Below are 16,902 nucleotides of genomic sequence, written 5' to 3'. Positions count from 1 at the left end.
GAATTTCAACCAAACTTTAGAGGGTGCGTGGTTCGATGTCAAGAGGGGGAAAAGTGACGATGCAGCAGATCGCTGACCGGCTGCACGTATCCAAATATACGGTATCCCAAGCGCTCGCCGGCAAGGGGGGCGTCAGCGAGGCGACCCGCCAGCGGGTCATGGAAACCGCCCGCGCGATGGGCTACGAGGCGCCTTCCGCGCGAGCCGCGCTCGGGGCGAACGGCTTCGATCCGGCGCACGCCCGCCCGGCCGCCCAAGGCCAGGCCGAGGCCGACGGCCGCTACGTCGTCGTCTGGATGTCCCGCATCCATCAAGAGGAGCCGATGTACTGGCAGCGCGTGCTCGGCGGCATCCAGGAGGCTTGCCGCGAGCATGGCTGGGGCGCCGTCGTGCTCGCGCCGTTTGACGACGGCCAGGCGGCCGACATCCTGCCGCCGTATCTCGACCGGACGCGCTGCGTCGGCGGGCTCGCGGTCGGCGCGTTTCCGCTCAAGCAGCTTGCCGCTATGAAACGCATCGGCGTCCCCGTCGTGCTCGTCGACCACCAGGAGCCGTTTTCGGGACTCGACAGCGTGGCCAACGACAACATCGCCGCGGCGCGCATGATCAGCGGGCTGCTGCTCGACAAAGGCTGCCGCAGCTTCGTGTTCGTCGGCAGCGACCGCTTCTCGGTGAGCTTTCGCGAGCGCTGGCTCGGCTGCCGCTCGGCGCTGGAGCAGACGTTCGCCCAGCGCAAGGACGGCGAGCTGCGCCGCTGGACGATCCCGTACTCGCGCGAATGGATCGAGGCGCTGCAGGCGCGCGTCGCGCGCATCCGCGCGGAGGAGCTGCCCGACGCGTTCATCTGCGCCAACGACGACATCGCCGCCGAGCTGCTCAAGCTGCTGCAGCAGCGGGGCATCGACGTCCCGGGCCGCTGCCGCGTCGCCGGCATCGACAATATCGAAGGCTCCGCGTGGACGCGGCCGCCGCTGACGACGATGGATCTCGGCAAGGAGCAGCTCGGCCAGCGCGCCGTCGAGGCGCTCGAGCGCCGCAGCGCGCGGCCGGCCGCCCCGGTCGAGCGCGTCGGACTCGTGCCGGAGCTCGTCCTGCGCGCGAGCACGTGATCGGCTGCGCTTCGCTCAGCCGATCACGCGCATGACGGCCAGCCCGTCATAGGCGGGCAGCAGCGTTCCCGCGAGCCGAGGGTCCTCGGCGAGACGCCGGTTGAACTCCCGCATCGCGAGCACGGACGGGCCGGTGCGCGCCGGATCGGCGACGCGGCCGCGCAGCAGCGTATTGTCGGCGACGATGACCGCGCCCGGCTCCGCCAGCTCGATCGCGGCGTCCAGATAGCGCGGGTAGCCGCCTTTGTCCGCATCGATGAAGAAAAAGCCGAAGCGCCGTCCTTCCGCCTTGAGCGCCTCGAGGCTGCGTCCCGCGTCTCCGACCCGGTACTCCGTGCGCCCGCCGAATCCGGCCGCCTCCAGCTGCGCGGCCGCCAGCTCCGCGTACTCCGGGAGTAGCTCCAGCGACGTCAGCCTTCCTTGCGGGCCAAGCCCGCGCGCCAGGCAGATGCCGCTGTAGCCGCCGAGGGCGCCGATCTCCAGCACCTGCCGGGCGCCGCTCATCGCGACGAGCAGCGTCAGCAGCCGGCCGTAGCCGGTCGGCACGGAAATTTCCGGCATGCCGCGCTCGCGGATGCCCTCCAGCACCCGCCGCAGATCGGGATCGGGCGGAAACAGCTCCTCGATGTAGCGCTCCATCTCTTCAGGTCCAAGCAAACGTTCCTTCATTCTTCGGTTCCTGCCTTCCTCGTTGTGCTGGATCGGTACGATCGCCTATACTTGATTGTATGATGACAGGCCGGGAGACACAAACGCCCGGCCGGATATGGAGTGAACGCAAACCGATGCAACAGCTAGAACTGATCGCAACCTCTCCCATGGGCCTCGAGGCGGTCGTCGCCCGGGAGCTCAAGGACCTCGGCTACAGCGAGGTGAAGACCGAAAACGGCCGCGTCACCTTCAAAGGCGGCCTGGAGGACATCGCGCGCACGAACTTGTGGCTGCGCACGTCCGACCGCGTCCTCGTCAAGATGGCCGAATTCCCCGCCCTTACTTTCGAGGAGCTGTTCGAGGGCGTGCGCGCCGTCGACTGGCCGGACTGGATTCCCGAGAACGGCGAGTTCCCGGTGAACGGCCGCTCCCAGAAGTCGCAGCTGTCGAGCGTGCCCGCCTGCCAGTCGATCGTCAAGAAAGCGGTCGTCGAGCGCATGAAGGACAGCTACGGCACGGAATGGTTCGCCGAGGACGGCGACCGCTACGTCATCGAGGTGAGCCTGCTGAACGACGTCGCGCTCATCACGCTCGACACGACCGGGGCGAGCCTGCACAAGCGCGGCTACCGCAAGCTCGTGACCGAGGCTCCGCTCAAGGAGACGATGGCCGCGGCGATGGTGCTGCTCAGCCGCTGGAGCCCGTCGCGGCCGCTGTACGATCCGTTCTGCGGCTCCGGCACGATCCTCGTCGAAGCGGCGATGATCGGCTGGAACGTCGCTCCCGGCCTGCGTCGGGAGTTCAACAGCAGCAGCTGGGACATCATGGGCCAGCGCCGCTGGGAACTTGCCCGCGAGGAGGCGATGGACGCGGTGCGCGACGACGTCCCGCTCGAGATCGCCGGCTCCGACATCGACCCGGAGGCGATCGAGGTGGCCGAGGCGGCCGTGCGCAAGGCCGGCTTCGCCCGCGACATCAAGCTGCAGACGCTGCCGATCGCGCGCGCGCAGCCTGCCGGCAAGTACGGCTGCATCATTACGAACCCGCCCTACGGCGAGCGGCTCGGCACGGAGAAGGAAGCGGACAAGGTCATCCGCCAGCTCGGCTTCATCGACGCCGTCAAGAAGGACTGGTCCGTCTTCGCCCTCAGCCCGTCCAAGACGTTCGAGCAGAGCTACGGCCGTTCGGCGGACAAGAAGCGCAAGCTGTTCAACGGCCGCATCGAGTGCCAGCTGTACCAATATCTCGGCCCGCTGCCTCCCCGCAGCTAGCCCCCCCAATGAAAAAAACCGGCTCCCGCCGGCAGGACTGAAGCGTCCCGCCGGCGGCGCCGGTTTTATTTTTTGACATGGGGCTTGACCTTCTCGAGCACCTCGTCCTCGGTCGGAGCGGTCACGTAGCGGCCGTTGATGAAGACGAACGCCCGCTTGCCGCATGGGCCGCAGTACGACTTGCAGCCGACCTTGATGTCCGCCTCCGGGTCCAGCTTCTGCAGCTTGGGCAGCAGCGTCTTGACGCGGGTGAACTTGCATTTGTCGCAAATGCGGATGTCGTTCAGCGAGGCCGGACCTTCCGTCCCGAGCGGAGCTTCCAGCGCCTCAGTGGTCACCGTGGTTGCCCTTGGCGGGATTCGTCACGACGAAGCCCTCCTCCGGAGAATACAGGTAGTCGACCTTCACGCCGTCGAGCAGCTCGACGCCCTTCTCGAGCAGCACGTCGATCTCCTTGTCGGTGGAGACGAGCTCGTCCTTGTCGCTGCGGTCGTCGATGCCGAGTCCGTAGTGCGCATGGTCGCCGTGCGCATGCGTGATGTAGACGCGCAGGAACTTGCCTTCGTGCTCGGGCTTGTCCAGCTCTGCCTTGAGGATCTTGGCGGCATTGCGGGTAATCTTGCAGTTCATCGGGATGTCCTCCTTGGGTCTATGTCATCCGACCGCCTGGCAGGCGGGGGAATCTCGCGGTTTTTGTCTCTATCATTTTATAGAAAGCCCGCCGAAACTTCAACCCGCCGGGTACTTGCCCTCCATCCAGCGGGTGAAGCCCTCGGCGGCCAGCATCGTGACGGCGATGTCGTCGATCGGCATGAACGGCATGACGTCCGGCAGCACCCAGTACAGCGCGACGGGCACCAGGAACAGCAGCTTATGGACGGGCTTCACGTCCCGCGAGCGCAGCAGCCGGAAAATCCGGGCGAATACATGCTTCCAATGGCGAAGCGAGAGCAGCTTGCGCATCGTCATTCCTCCTCGGTTCAGCTTCGCCGGCCAAGCTTGCTTTTAAACCGGCCTATTTTTATACGAACAGAGATTCCCTGCGGTTGCGCCCACAAAAAAAGAGCCCGCAGGCTCGCGTCTCCCTGCGGGTCCCGTCCTCTCAGGCCTGGTCCTCGCGCGCCAGCCGCAGCAGCTCCTCCAGCAGCGGACGCAGCCGGGCGAGAATGTCCTCCTGCTGCTCCAGCGGCAGCGGGTTCACGCCCCAGCCGAGCTCGATCGTGAAGCCCGGCCGGCGGAACCGCTGGATGAACCAGTCCTTGTAGCCGGCGTCGCTGTCGGCCAGCTCGACAGCCGCATAACCCGCGGCGAGGGCAAGACACTCGGCCATGCCCCTGGCGCATGCCGGCTCCAAGCCGCGATAGTTCCAATAAATCTCCTCGCCTTGCGTGTGCAGGGCCGCGACGACATCGAACGACTCCCGCTCCGTCAACGCCGCCGCCGCGCGCGCCTCCGGCTCGCTGAGCGGGCTTTCGCCCGGATAGTCGCGCGGCCCCGGTCCTTCCTGGCCCCGCCGCCTGCGCTCCTCCTCCCAGTGGGCCGGGAACTGGTCGTTCAGATCGACGCCGCGGATGTTGGCCTTCCACCCGCTGAAGTCGGCGCTGCCCCCGTTCCACTCCAGCAGCTGGCGCCCGTACGGATGCCCCTCCGGCAAGCCGCCCAGCGCGAGCTCCACGCCGTCCGGATTGACCATCGGCAGCAGCCAGAGCGACAGCCCGTCCGCCGGGTCGCGGCCCGCCGAGCGCTGCTCCAGCAGCTCCTCGACCCATCGCATGAGCGCCAGGCTGGTGATCCACTCGTTCGCATGGAACGAAGCGTTGAGATGCACATGCCGATGGCCTCGGCCGATCCGCAGCAGCTCCAGCCGCTTGCCCATGACGCTCGCGCCCGCCGGCTGGCGCTGCAGCTCCGGATAGCGCCGCTGCAGCGCTTCCAGATCCTCTTCCAGCTCCGCCGGGCCGTACGGCCGCGGCCGTACGATCGCTCTGCCGCTCGCCATTCGCGCTCGCCTCCTCCGATCTCGATGGAAGATGTATATGCGGCCGCAAACGCAGCTATCCCCGTCCGCGGCGCGGACGGGGACAGCGCTTAGCCGATCTGCGGAATCTGCCAGACGACCGGCGTCAGCTCGATCTGCTCGCCGAGCCACTGCTGGGCGATGCGCTTGAACAGGCGGGGATCGCCGCTGCAAAAGAACTGATGCACCGGCAGCTCCGGCTGCGCGGCCAGCTTGCCGGTCTCCTGCAGGATCGCGCTCATCTCCCGCGCCGTCTCGCTGTCGGAGCTGATGAGCTTCACGCCCGGCCCCATCACCTCGCCGATCGTGTCGGCAAGGAACGGATAGTGGGTGCAGCCGAGGATGAGCGTATCGAGCGGAATTTCCTTGAGCGGCTCCAGCGAGCTGCGGATCGTCTCGAACGTCTGCTCGGAACGGAAGTTGCCCTGCTCGACGAGCGGCACGAACAGCGGGCAAGCCAGGCTGGCCACATGGATGTTCGGGTTGAGGCGCTTCAGCGCCTCCTCGTACGCCTGGCTGCGCACCGTGCCGATCGTGCCGATGATGCCGACGATGCCGGATTTGGTGCTTTTGATCGCCGCGCGCGAGCCGGGATTGATGACGCCTACGACCGGGATGTCGACGCGGCTGCGGATATGCTCCAGCGCGACCGCTGTCGCCGTGTTGCAGGCGATGATGATCATTTTAGGCTTGAACTGCATCAGATAGGTTACGATTTCATCCGTGAACCGGACCACTTCTTCCGCAGGTCTCGGTCCATAGGGCGTCCGTGCGGTATCTCCGAAGTAGATGACCTTCTCGCGGGGCAGCTGCCGCATCACCTCGCGCACGACAGTCAGGCCCCCCACTCCGGAATCCAGGATGGCTATCGGTCTTTGCACGTACACACCGCTTTCCTTGAACGAATTGACGTCAGCTATTCGCTAAGACAGCATATGAATCCGGGCTGCCGAACGTACCTTCATCTTAGCGGATTGCTAGAGTCGGTTCAAGCTGGCGGATGCCCGTCCGGCACGCCCGATGCGCCCTGCGGCGGCTGCCGGAGCGGCAGCCGCACCGTCAGCGCGGTGCCGGCCTCCTCGTCGCTGCTCGCCGCGATCGAGCCGCCGTGCAGCTCCACGATCTTGCGGCTGATCGCGAGCCCGAGGCCGCTTCCTCCGCCTTCGCGGGTGCGCGACTTGTCGACCTTGTAGAAGCGCTCGAACAGATGCGGCAAGCTCTCGCGCGGAATCGGCGCGCCCGTATTCGCCACCTCCGCCACGGCTTCGTCGCCGTCGCGGACGAGCGAGATCGAGATGCGCTCCCGCTCCGGCGAGAACTTGACCGCGTTGTGGATCAGATTCGTCCACACCTGGCGCAGCAGGTCTTCGTCCGCTTCGATCTCGAGCGGATCGGCCTGCACCTCCAGCTCCTGCTCCTTGGCGCTCCAGAGCGGCTCGAGCGTCAGCGCGGCCGCACGCAGCTGGCCGTCGAGGCGCATGCGCGCCGGGCGGAACGGATGATGCTCGGAGTCGAGCGAAGCGAGGCGCAGCATGTGGTCCGACAGCCGCGAGAGGCGCTCGCTTTCCTCCTCGATAATGGCCAGATAGCGCCGGCGCTGCTCCGGCGGCAGCTGCTCGTCCTGCAGCGCGCGGGCGAAGCCGCGGATCGAGGTGAGCGGCGACTGGATCTCATGCGAGACGTTCGAGATGAAGTCCTGCCGCATCGTCTCCATCCGGCCGAGATCGGCCGCCATGTCGTTGATGCCCTGGACGAGGCGGCTGAACTCGTCGTACTCGTCATATGGACGGGGAAGCGCCACCTGGACGGAGAAGTCGCCGCGCGAGATTCGGCTGAGCGCATCGAAGATCGCTTTGAACAGCTCGATGTTGTGCCGCTGGATGAAGCGGCCGACGATCGCCATCGACAAGCCGAACAGCAGGAATCCGCCCGACGTCGCAGCCAGATAGCCGACCAGCGGCGCCGGCGTCCAGCCGGAATGCTCCACCGCATAGAACGAGCCGGTCCAGCAGACCGCCATCCACAATACGACCGTCGCCATGAACGAGGTCCGCTTGTTGATGATCCTCCGGCCTCCGGACCGCCTTGCGCGCGGGCCGCGCCTGCTCCGCTCGGCAGCGCCTTCCCTGCCCGGCTCCGCTGCGTAAGGCCGCATCCTCCGTCCGCTCACGGCCGCTCCTCCAGCCGGTAGCCGAGGCCGCGGATCGTGCGGATCTCGACGCCCGAGCCGTCCGCCAGCCGGTCGCGCAGCCGCTTGATATGCGTGTCGAGCGTGCGCTCGTCGCCTTCGTAGTCGTAGCCCCATATCTGCTCCAGCAGCTGCTCCCGGGGCAGCGTGCGGCCCGGATAGCTGGCGAGCAGGAACAGCAGCTCGAACTCCTTGCGGGGCAGCGTGTCCTCCCGGCCGCCGATCCGGCATGTATACGTCTCGCGGTCGAGCGCGACGGTCCCGGCCTTGACCTGCCTCGACGAGGCGATCCGGCTGCGCTTGAGCAGCGCCTTGACGCGGGCGACGAGCTCCGGCGGGTCGAACGGCTTGACGACATAATCGTCGGTGCCGAGCTCGAAGCCTTTGACCTTGTGCACGGTCTCGCCCTTGGCGGTCAGCATGAGCAGCGGCAGCTCCCGGCTGTCCTCGCGCAGCCGCCGGCACAGCTCCCAGCCGTCCATGCCCGGCATCATCAGGTCGAGGATGACCAGATCGGCCGGACGCTCCTCCAGCCGCGCCAGCGCTTCCGACCCGCTGGCCGCCTCCGACGTGCCGAAGCCTTCCTTGGCCATGAAATGAACGACGAGCTCGCGGATATGGCGGTCGTCGTCGACGATGAGCAGATGGGGCATGATGACATTCTCCTTTTATCGCGCGGATGCCCAAAGTCTACCCCGCCTATGTGAACGGAAGTTGGACTCGCGGGCTCAGCGGTACTCCGGCAGCCACTCTCCATGCGCCTCGATCAGATCATCGCACAGCGAGACGATGTCGTCCATCGACAGCTCCGCCGACGTATGCGGGTCAAGCAGTGCCGCATGGTAGATATGCTCGCGCTTGCGGGTGACGGCCGCCTCGAGCGTCAGCAGCTGCGTATTGATGTTCGTCCGGTTGAGCGCGGCGAGCTGCGGCGGAAGCGCCTCGACCTGCAGCGGCTGGATGCCGCCGCGGTCGACGAGGCAAGGCACCTCGACGCATGCTTCCCGCGGCAGGTTCGGGATGAGGCCGTGCGTGTTCATGACGTTGCCGCCGATCTTGAACGGCACGTCCGTCTCGATCGCCTCCATGATGTAGGAGGCGTATTCATGCGAGCGCTCGTGCTCGAGCCCGGCGCTTCCGAGCAGCTCGTCGCGCTGGCGGTTCCAGTTCGCGATCTGCTCCACGCAGCGGCGCGGGTATTCGTCGAGCGGGATGTTGAGCTTTTCGACGAGCTCGGGGTAGCGGCTCTTGATGAAGTAGGGATGGTATTCCGCATTGTGCTCCGACGATTCGGTCACATAATGCCCGAATTTCAGCATCAGCTCGTAGCGGACCATGTCGTGGTGCTTCTCCTTCTGCTTCTCGGCCGCGCGGCGCTTGATCTCCGGATACAGATCCTCTCCGTCCCGGGTCGCCTCCAGCAGCCAGGCCATATGGTTGATGCCGGCGATGCGCGTATGGACGCCGGCCGGATCGAGGCCGAGGTCCCGGAACAGATGCGGCACGCATACCTGCACGCTATGGCAGAGCCCGACCGTCCGCACGCCGCCGTACGTATTCATGTAGTTCGTCAGGACGGCCATCGGATTCGTATAGTTGAGAAAGAGCGCGTCCGGACACACCTCGCGGATATCGGCGGCGAAGCCGTCCAGCACCGGAATCGTCCGCAGGCTGCGGAAAAGGCCGCCGATGCCGATCGTATCGGCGATCGTCTGGCGCAGACCGTATTTCTTCGGAATCTCGAAGTCGGTCACCGTGCAGGGCTCGTATCCGCCGACTTGAATGGCGTTGATGACGTACTTCGCGCCGCGAAGCGCTTCCTTCCGGTCCGCGTACACCTTGATGTCGCAGCGGCTGCCGCTCGTCCGCTTGATCGCGCGGAGCAGCTGCTCCGACTCCTTCACCCGCTGCTTGTCGATATCGAACAGCGCCAGCTCGAACTCCTGCAGCGCCGGCGTCAGCATCGCGTCGCCCAGCACGTTGCGGACGAACACCGTGCTGCCCGCGCCTAAAAACGTAATCTTCGCTTTCATGATCCAGCCTCCCTGACCTTCATGATTGTCTTGCATCGGCCTTGCTCCGGCTTCTTGCGAGCCGCCTGGAATCCGTTTTTCCCGCCTCTGATCCACGCCGATTGAGAGCGCATTCCGTTCGGCCGTTGACGCCTTGCGCCTCCCTTCGATCATACGGAACCGCCGATGCCGTGGATAGGGCTGGAAGAAGGATCGGCATGGACAGATGTCTTCCTTTTCGCTACTGTAGAAGAAACCCGGCCGCTTGGCCGAAGCAGGAGGGGAAGCCATGGAGACGACCATTATGCCCGACCACTATTCCTTTCAGGTGTGGGACAATCCGAGCGCAGCATCGGCGGGCGAGCTGTCCGTGCTGTTCAGCGGCCAAGGCAGCCCTTTGCCAGGACATCGCACCGGACCCGGCATCCACGACTACGCGCTGATCCACACGATTACGAGCGGACACGGATGCTTCCGCTGGAAAAATACGGAGTACCGCCTGCAAGCGGGCGATACGTTCGTCATCTTCCCGGGCGAGCTGTTCTTTTATGAGGCCGACGGGAACGAGCCTTGGACGTATCAATGGGTCGCCTTCCGCGGCTATGCCGTTCTGCCTCTGCTGGCGGCCGCCGGACTGGACCCGTCGAGCCCCGTGGTGGCCGGACGAGGCTGCGGCGAGGCGGCCCTGCTGTACAGCCGGCTGCGCGAGGCGCTGGCGGGCGGCAGCAGCGCGGCGTTGTCCGATCTGGAGGCGGGCGGCTGGCTGCGGCTGCTGCTGTGCGAGCTGGCGCGGCTTCAGCCGGAGCGCGTGCGGCCCCCTGCCCGCTCATCGGACGCGGCGATGCGCCAGATCGATCAGGCGGTGCGCTGGCTGCAGACGCATTATGCCGAGCCGGTGTCCATTCAGGACCTGGCGCGGCGCCTCGGCTACCACCGCACGCATCTGTCCAAGCTGTTCCGCGCGTTCACTGGCCTTTCGCCGATGCAGTATCTGGGACAGCTGCGGATGAGCCAGGCCAAGGATCTGCTCGCCACCGACCTGACGATCGAGCAGGTGGCGGCTTCGTGCGGGTACAGCGACCCGCTCTATTTCTCCCGCCATTTCCGCCGCAGCTTCGGCCTGTCGCCTACGGCTTACCGGCAGGGTCTGGAATAAGTCCGCGGATGAGGATGAAGGCTTAGCCTATTGCCGCTTCTCGGAGCGGAATGGACGAGGAAACCTGTTGCCGCTTCGCGGAGCGGAAAACAACGATCAAACCTGCTGCCGCTTCGCGGAGCGGGGAGCAACGATGAAACTTGCTGCCGCTTCGCGGAGCGGGGAGCAACGATGAAACCTGCTCCGCTTCGCGGAGCGGGGACTCGTTCCGATCTCCCTGGAGCCCAGATTTCTTTGATTTTATGTTCCAAAGTGGAAGAAATCCAGCCTCCAAGGGAACCGCTGTCGCTTCTCCACGAGTTCCCCGTCCGCTACGCTCCCCGTTTCATTAAAAGCTCGCGCTCGCTCCCGTCGCTCCATAACCTTGCATATAAAACGCTCATGAAGGTCGTCCCGACCCCTTCGTTCGGACAGAGCGGCCAGCTTCACGCTCATGAAGGCAGTCCCGACCCCTTCGTTCGGACGGAGCGGCCAGCTTCACGCTCATGAAGGCGGTCCCGACCCCTTCGTTCGGACGGATTGGCCAGCTTCGCGCTCATGAAGGTAGTCCCGACCCCTTCGTTCGGACGGAACGGCCAGCTTCGCGCTCTTGAAGGTGGTCCCGACCCCTTCGTTCGGACGGAGCGGCCAGTTTCGCGCTCTTGAAGGTGGTCCCGACCCCTTCGTTCGGACGGATCGGCCAGCTTCGCGCTCTTGAAGGTAGTCCCGACCCCTTCGTTCGGACGGAGTGGCCAGCTTCACGCTCATGAAGGCGGTCCCGACCCCTTCGTTCGGACGGGGCGGCCAGCTTCTCGCTCATGAAGGTGGTCCCGACCCCTTCGTTCGGACGGTTCAACTGGCTTCGAACTTGCGACGGTAGTCACGACTCCGTCAATATGTACTTCTGTTGTCGAGGAATCTGCCATCTTCTAGGTATAGGAAGATGTTCCTCTCCCTCAAAAAAAGGGGGGATTCGGAGGCGACGGGACGAAAGAAGCGGAGCGAGCCGATGCCTTTCGGAGAAGCGGCAGCGGTCCTCTTGGAAGACGGATGCCCTCCGAATAGGAGGTTGGGCAATCCAGGCATCCGGCTTCCAGTGGAATCGGAGAAAGGCTCGGCTCGCACTGCGGCCTGTTCGGCCAGAAAAGCTCGGCTCGCACAGCGGCCTGTTCGTCCAGAAAAGCTCGGCTCCCGCAGCGAACTGTTCGGCCAGGAAGGCTCGGCTCGCACAGCGGCCTGTTCAGCCAGAAAGGCTCGGCTCGCACAGCGGCCTGTTCGCTCAGAAAGGCTCGGCTCCCGCAGCGGCCTGTTCGCCCAGGAAGGCTCGGCTCGAGCAGCGGCCTGTTCGTCCACAGCGGTTCAGCTCGGCGAAGCAGTCGCTAGTCTGCAACGAAAAAAACCCTCTCGACATCTGCTAGCCGAAACGGCTCGCATCGATCGAGAGGGGCTTTCCATTAACTCGCTGCAAAAAGCAATCCGAGCGTCTTACACTTGCATGATCTTAATCAGGTTCGTCGCGCCGGCCTTGCCGACCGGAACGCCGCTGGAGATGACGACGAAGTCGCCGTCCTGCAGCAGGCCGGTCTGGCGTCCGCCGTCGACAGCCGACTCGAACATCGCGTCGGTCGACTCCGCGCGCTCGCCGAGCACCGGAATGACGCCACGCAGCAGGCACAGCTTGGCGATCGTCGTCGGCTCCGGCGTAATCGCGATGATCGGCGCCTTCGGCCGATATTTGGACACCATGCGGGCCGTGAAGCCCGACTCCGTCGGCGTCAGGATCGCCTTGGCGTCGAGGTCGAGGGAAGACCCGACCGCCGCCTGGCTGATGACCTCGGTCGTCGTCGTCGCATGCAGCACTTGGCGCGTGCGGAACTGCACGCGGTGATCCGCCAGCGATTCGGTCTTGGCGGCGATGGAGGCCATGCGGCGCACCGACTCCACCGGATACTTGCCTGCGGCCGTCTCGCCGGACAGCATGATGCAGTCCGTGCCCTGGATGACGGCGTTGGCGACGTCGCTCACCTCGGCGCGCGTCGGACGCGGATTGACCTGCATCGACTCCAGCATATGGGTCGCGACGATGACCGGCTTGCCGGCCAGGTTACATTTATGGATCATCTCTTCCTGAAGCGCCGGCACGTCCTCGACCGGAATCTCCACGCCGAGATCGCCGCGCGCGACCATGATGCCGTCCGACACCTCGATGATCGCGTCGAGATTCTCGACGCCCTCGTCGTTCTCGATCTTGGAGATGATCTGGATGTGGCCCGCGCCCTGCTCCTCCAGAATCTGGCGAATCTCCATGATATCCTCGGCCTTGCGGACGAACGAGGCGGCGATGATGTCGACCTGCTCCCGGATGCCGAAACCGATATGCTTCACGTCGCGCTCCGTCACGCCGGGCAGGCGGGTGCGCACGCCGGGCAGGTTGACGCCCTTGCGCGGCTTGAGCGCGCCGCCGCTGATGATGCGGCAGCGGATGTCCGTGCCGCCCGATTCCAGCACCGACAGCTCGATGAGGCCGTCGTCGATCAGGATCGTGCTGCCCTCGGATACATCATCCGGCAGTCCGGCGTAGTTGACGGAGATGCGCGAGGCGTCGCCTTCGAGCTCCACGGTCGTGAGCGTCAGCTCTCCGCCTGGCACGAGCGTCACGTAAGGCTCCTTCAGCTTGCCAATGCGGACCTCGGGACCTTTGATGTCCATGAGCACTGGAACGACAGCGCCCGATACGCGGCAAGCCTCCCGCACGGCGCGGATGCGCCCGGCATGATCCTCCAGCTCTCCGTGCGCCATGTTGATGCGCGCCACGTTCATGCCGGCCTCGATCAATTGCACGAGCACTTCCGGCGATTCGCTCGCAGGGCCGAGCGTACAGACAATTTTCGTTTTGCGTAACGTCACAGATACAGCCTCCTCATTCTTCTGCTCCTATTGTACCTCTCCCTTCGCCAGGATTCGACATGCTATAGTATAATAAAAAACCTATAGTACGATTTCAGATGCTGGAATGGAGATGACAGGGGTGGAGTGGACCATCAGGAGGCTGCAGGGAAAGCTCGAAGGCATACCGCTGCACGCTAGCTCCGGCATGCCGCCGCAGGCAAGCTCCGGCAAAACGCTGCACGCAAGCTCCGGCAAAACGCTGCACGCAAGTTCCGGCAAACCGCTGCACGCAAGCTCCGGCAAACCGCCGCACGCAAGCTCCGGCAAACCGACGCAAGCCGGCTCCGGCATGGGACTGCTGCTGCTGATGGCCTACGGCAGCCTCATCCTGCGCATGGAGCCGGACGGGACCGAGCTGGAGCTGAAGCGAGGCGACGTCGCTTACGCGCCGCCGGGCTCGCGTCCTACGCTGCACGCGGGAAGCGGGCGCATGCAGGAGCTGTTCGTGCTGGGGCTCGAAGCGGGCAGCCCGTCCATGCGGGAGCTGCGCCTGCCCGAGGAAGGAGCCTCGCTGCGCACGCAGAGGCTCGACTGGATGATGGGACGGCTGCGGACCTTGCTCGAGGAAGACAGCGACCGCGAGCCGGGCTACCGGGTACGCGGCGAAGGGATCGCGCTCGAGATCGCCGCGCTTTGGAGCCGCGAAGCCCGAGCCGGCCAGCCGGCTCCCGTCGCGGCCCGCCACCTGGAGCGGATGAAAGCCTATATTCAAGACAAGTACCGCGAGAAGATCACCAAAGAAGACCTGGGGCGCTGCATCGGACGCACGCCCAACTATGCCGCCACGCTGTTCCGCCGGGGTACCGGACAGACGATCAGCGAGTACGTGCATGCCCAGCGCATGCGGACGGCCGTCTACATGCTGTCGGAATCGCTCCTGACGATAGAAGAAATAGCCGATTATCTCGGCTATGGGGAGGTGTCCTATTTTCAGCGGGTATTCCGCCGCGCGCACGGCGCGCCGCCCTCCCGCTACGTCAGCCGAACGGATTAGCTCGGCCTCTCTCTTGGCCCGGCGTTGGGTCAGGCGGAGCCGCAGGCTGCCGATGCGCGGCTCCGCTGCCGTCTTACGCCTTGTTGTCCTCGTCCGTCAGAAAGGCGGACGCTTCTTCCTCGTCCAGGATATCCTCCGGCTGCAGGGAAACGCTCCGCTCCCCGATCGTATCCGCCGCTTCGATCACGGACGTCGAATTCACCGAGGCGATCGATACGATCGGCTCCTCCGTCTTGCGCTCCCAGAACTTGATGCCGGAAGCGAGCTGGTCGGCCGTGTGAATCGCTTTTTCTTTCAGCACAGCCGCGCTGTCCGCCGTATGCCGGGCCGCCTCGGCCGCCGAGCTGCCGATCCGCGAGCCGATCTCGCCCGCTTTGTCTGCCGCGCGCGTGGCGCGATCGCCGATATCGCTGCGCAGCTCGCTGCCGGACTTCGGCGCGAACAGGAGCGCCGTGACCGAGCCGATGATGCCCCCGGCCAGAGCTCCGAGCAGGAAGCCCCCGCCGCGTTTCTTCGTTTGCCATTTGACCATGTTCAATCTCTCCTTTCGTGAGTAGGGTTCCCTTGTTGCCCGTCGGAACATGCAGGCGATCGAAGACGGGAGGCCGCCGAGCGCACGTACATCCAGCCCTCGAGCGCGGCGTCGGCGATGGCGATCGCTTCCTCAAGCCGGGGGCGGTACTTGCTTGCGGCCAAGCGGGCTCGCTCGGCCGCCGCTTCCGCGGTGCCGGCGGCCTGCTCGGCGATCCGCCGCGCGGCCGAGCCGGCCGCGTCCGCCGCTGCCTGCAGCGAACCGGCCGCATCCGCCAGCGGAGCCAGCTTGCCGAGCTGCCGGCCGGCCTCGGCGGCCGCCTGCTCCGCTCTGCCGGCCGCTCCGCGCAGCTCGCGGGCCAGCTCCGCCGTTTCGCCGAGCGTCCGCGCCGCCGCTTTCTCCAGCTCCGCCGCCGTCTCGGCCAGCCGCCGCATCAGCGCCCTCGCCTGCCACGCGGCCGCAGCCGCCGACAGGCACAGCAGCGCCGCGCAGCCCGCATACCACCATTCCATTCCGCCTCGCCTCCCCGCTGCAATCGGATTCCGGACCGGGCGGGAGCCCAGTTCCTGCTCTCAGTAGATGCGCCATGGGCGCCGAGTGACACTCGGCAGCGTCAAAAAAAACGAAACTCGGGTCCGAGGGCGCAAAAAAGCCGCATCGACGTTCCGCGGAACGTCGATGCGGCCTAGCGCCGCTACTGTTCTTTTTTTAAATAGGCTTCGACCTGCTCGCTGAACCGCCGCAGCCAGCCCGCCAGCTCCGGCGTGTATGGATGGCGCTCGCCGCGCGGCCAGCTGTAGTACTCCTGCACGAGCGGACGGCGCAGCGCGGTCAGCGCCTTGAGCCGTTCGGCCAGCTCCGCATCCAGCACCTGTTCGCCGCCGATGATCTCGATGATGTCGCTGTAGCTGCTCGCATCCCGCATGATGTAGCCGTCGATCAGGCAGCTGCCGACGTCGGTCACCGTCTCGATCGCCAGATGGAGCAGCCGCTCCTGCGCCAGCCCCTGGAGCGTCGAGCCGTTCCAGTCCGCCGACAGCTTGTCCAACGCCTCGGCCAAGTCCGGTATCGCATCCAGCCGCAGCCGGATGTCCTGCACGTTCACATAATACATGAAGCGCCTCCATGATTGCTTATTTCTTCTTCCTGCCGCGACGCTTCAGCCAGACGATCATGACGATGCTGCTGATGACGACGACGAACAGATAGGTAATCATCATATAGAAGTCTTCCCCGAGCGATTGCTGCTCTTCCATGAATGAATGCTTCCTCCCCGGCTCCGCTTAGGATTCGTAATCGACGGCTGCGGACGACTCCCGCGCCTCGTTCATATGGCGGATGACTTCCTGGTGGACCGGATGGACCTGGTATTCGCCCAGAGCTTCGAGCGAATCGAACTTCGTCACGAGCGCGATGTCGTAGGAGCGCTCCGAATGGACGACGTCCTTGCCGACCTCCAGGTGGCGAAGAACCTCGATTCTGCCCTCCATGGCGCGCAGTACGGCCGCCGTGGCCTCGACGCTCTCGGGGGAGCGGTCCTTCAGGCGGAAAAAGACGATGTGAGTCAACATTGCCGCGTATCCTCCAATCCAGTTGTGCCCGCAGGCGGAAGGGCCTTGTCCGCCGTCTGCATGTCCGGCGCCCTTTTGACCCATAATAACGCAAGCCGTACGATTCGGCAATGCCGGCAGAAGGGAGCTTTGCCCATATGCGCTATCCGGTTACGCTTGCTGCGACTGCCCTCGGCCTGATCCTGTGCCTGTTCAGCTCGACGGGCTATGACCCCCATAATGTCTTCTTCTTCATGTTCAGTCCGGTCGCCTGGATCTCCGACGTCTTCTATGACATCCATCAGACGCCGATTCTCGTCATGTATGCTTTGACGGTGCTGTGCTACGCCGTCATCGGCTACGTCTGCGATCGGCTGATCGCGGAAGGCCGCAGGCGCCGGCGCGCCTGACCCGCCCGCCTGTCCAGGCGCCGTCCGACCCTCGCCGTGCCGCGCATGACGCGCGAAGCAGCCCGGCAGCGATGCTCCTCCCCT

At 65.3% G+C, this 16,902-nt stretch carries 20 protein-coding genes; 5 read left to right on the top strand and 15 right to left on the bottom strand.

The window, feature by feature from the left end; genetic code table 11:
* Positions 1–59 precede the first annotated feature (59 nt).
* Positions 60–1,109 carry a LacI family DNA-binding transcriptional regulator gene (locus tag HGI30_RS08390; protein ID WP_168907213.1) on the top strand — a complete coding sequence of 350 codons (1,050 nt, stop codon included), beginning with the start codon at positions 60–62 and terminating at the stop codon, positions 1,107–1,109.
* 15 nt (positions 1,110–1,124) lie between these two features.
* Here the strand turns inward: HGI30_RS08390 and HGI30_RS08385 are convergent, their stop codons facing one another.
* Positions 1,125–1,778: an O-methyltransferase gene (locus HGI30_RS08385; RefSeq protein ID WP_206110048.1), complete on the bottom strand. Its 654-nt coding sequence runs from the start codon at positions 1,776–1,778 to the stop codon at positions 1,125–1,127.
* A 116-nt stretch (positions 1,779–1,894) separates the two neighbouring features.
* On the opposite strand from HGI30_RS08385, the gene HGI30_RS08380 reads away from it, so the two are divergent.
* Complete coding sequence (locus tag HGI30_RS08380) at positions 1,895–3,031, top strand: THUMP domain-containing class I SAM-dependent RNA methyltransferase (protein WP_168907212.1); 1,137 nt, start codon at positions 1,895–1,897, stop codon at positions 3,029–3,031.
* A gap of 65 nt (positions 3,032–3,096) precedes the next feature.
* Here the strand turns inward: HGI30_RS08380 and HGI30_RS08375 are convergent, their stop codons facing one another.
* The 8 genes from HGI30_RS08375 to melA all read right to left on the bottom strand — a co-directional run bounded on the left by HGI30_RS08375 (position 3,097) and on the right by melA (position 9,269).
* Positions 3,097–3,369, bottom strand: a complete 273-nt coding sequence (locus HGI30_RS08375; RefSeq protein ID WP_235680369.1) for a YuzB family protein — start codon at positions 3,367–3,369, stop codon at positions 3,097–3,099.
* Positions 3,359–3,661, bottom strand: a complete 303-nt coding sequence (locus HGI30_RS08370) for an iron-sulfur cluster assembly accessory protein (RefSeq protein WP_168907211.1) — start codon at positions 3,659–3,661, stop codon at positions 3,359–3,361. The genes HGI30_RS08375 and HGI30_RS08370 overlap by 11 nt, the downstream gene beginning before the upstream one ends.
* A 99-nt stretch (positions 3,662–3,760) precedes the next feature.
* A complete protein-coding gene (locus tag HGI30_RS08365) occupies positions 3,761–4,000 on the bottom strand; it encodes a hypothetical protein (protein WP_235680368.1) in 240 nt (79 codons plus the stop codon).
* Between the two features lie 133 nt (positions 4,001–4,133).
* Positions 4,134–5,030: a M14 family metallopeptidase gene (locus tag HGI30_RS08360; RefSeq protein ID WP_168907209.1), complete on the bottom strand. Its 897-nt coding sequence runs from the start codon at positions 5,028–5,030 to the stop codon at positions 4,134–4,136.
* A gap of 89 nt (positions 5,031–5,119) precedes the next feature.
* Entirely contained in the window at positions 5,120–5,929 is an 810-nt protein-coding gene (racE, locus tag HGI30_RS08355; RefSeq protein ID WP_168907208.1) for a glutamate racemase, read from the bottom strand.
* 107 nt (positions 5,930–6,036) lie between these two features.
* Complete coding sequence (locus HGI30_RS08350; RefSeq protein ID WP_206110045.1) at positions 6,037–7,089, bottom strand: sensor histidine kinase; 1,053 nt, start codon at positions 7,087–7,089, stop codon at positions 6,037–6,039.
* 125 nt (positions 7,090–7,214) lie between these two features.
* Positions 7,215–7,889, bottom strand: a complete 675-nt coding sequence (locus HGI30_RS08345; RefSeq protein WP_168907207.1) for a response regulator transcription factor — start codon at positions 7,887–7,889, stop codon at positions 7,215–7,217.
* A gap of 75 nt (positions 7,890–7,964) precedes the next feature.
* A complete protein-coding gene (melA, locus tag HGI30_RS08340) occupies positions 7,965–9,269 on the bottom strand; it encodes an alpha-glucosidase/alpha-galactosidase (protein ID WP_168907206.1) in 1,305 nt (434 codons plus the stop codon).
* 268 nt (positions 9,270–9,537) lie between these two features.
* Here melA and HGI30_RS08335 point away from each other — a divergent pair, with 268 nt between their 5' ends.
* Positions 9,538–10,404, top strand: coding sequence for an AraC family transcriptional regulator (locus HGI30_RS08335; protein ID WP_235680367.1), 867 nt, complete (start codon positions 9,538–9,540; stop codon positions 10,402–10,404).
* 1,464 nt (positions 10,405–11,868) lie between these two features.
* On the opposite strand, the gene pyk is transcribed toward HGI30_RS08335, so the two are convergent.
* Positions 11,869–13,290: a pyruvate kinase gene (gene pyk / locus HGI30_RS08330; RefSeq protein ID WP_168907205.1), complete on the bottom strand. Its 1,422-nt coding sequence runs from the start codon at positions 13,288–13,290 to the stop codon at positions 11,869–11,871.
* A gap of 331 nt (positions 13,291–13,621) precedes the next feature.
* On the opposite strand from pyk, the gene HGI30_RS08325 reads away from it, so the two are divergent.
* Positions 13,622–14,326, top strand: coding sequence for an AraC family transcriptional regulator (locus HGI30_RS08325; protein WP_168907204.1), 705 nt, complete (start codon positions 13,622–13,624; stop codon positions 14,324–14,326).
* A 73-nt stretch (positions 14,327–14,399) separates the two neighbouring features.
* Here HGI30_RS08325 and HGI30_RS08320 read toward each other — a convergent pair whose 3' ends face one another.
* The 5 genes from HGI30_RS08320 to HGI30_RS08305 all read right to left on the bottom strand — a co-directional run bounded on the left by HGI30_RS08320 (position 14,400) and on the right by HGI30_RS08305 (position 16,429).
* On the bottom strand, positions 14,400–14,858 hold the full coding sequence (locus HGI30_RS08320) for a YtxH domain-containing protein (protein WP_168907203.1): 459 nt from the start codon (positions 14,856–14,858) through the stop codon (positions 14,400–14,402).
* Between the two features lie 2 nt (positions 14,859–14,860).
* Positions 14,861–15,370, bottom strand: a complete 510-nt coding sequence (locus HGI30_RS08315) for a hypothetical protein (RefSeq protein WP_168907202.1) — start codon at positions 15,368–15,370, stop codon at positions 14,861–14,863.
* Between the two features lie 182 nt (positions 15,371–15,552).
* Entirely contained in the window at positions 15,553–15,972 is a 420-nt protein-coding gene (locus HGI30_RS08310; protein WP_168907201.1) for a DUF86 domain-containing protein, read from the bottom strand.
* A 19-nt stretch (positions 15,973–15,991) separates the two neighbouring features.
* On the bottom strand, positions 15,992–16,114 hold the full coding sequence (locus HGI30_RS23450) for a hypothetical protein (RefSeq protein ID WP_268957833.1): 123 nt from the start codon (positions 16,112–16,114) through the stop codon (positions 15,992–15,994).
* A gap of 27 nt (positions 16,115–16,141) precedes the next feature.
* Positions 16,142–16,429 (bottom strand): Dabb family protein, encoded by a 288-nt coding sequence (locus HGI30_RS08305; protein WP_168907200.1) that lies wholly within the window; start codon positions 16,427–16,429, stop codon positions 16,142–16,144.
* Positions 16,430–16,566: 137 nt separating this feature from the next.
* Between HGI30_RS08305 and HGI30_RS08300 the strand changes: the two genes are divergently transcribed.
* Complete coding sequence (locus HGI30_RS08300) at positions 16,567–16,818, top strand: hypothetical protein (RefSeq protein WP_168907199.1); 252 nt, start codon at positions 16,567–16,569, stop codon at positions 16,816–16,818.
* The last annotated feature ends 84 nt before the right edge of the window (positions 16,819–16,902 follow it).

Source organism: Paenibacillus albicereus, from assembly GCF_012676905.1.
Taxonomy (GTDB): Bacteria; Bacillota; Bacilli; order Paenibacillales; family Paenibacillaceae; genus Paenibacillus_O; species Paenibacillus_O albicereus.
The sequence above is the reverse complement of the archived record's forward strand: the minus strand, read 5'-3'. Positions and strand labels throughout refer to the sequence as shown.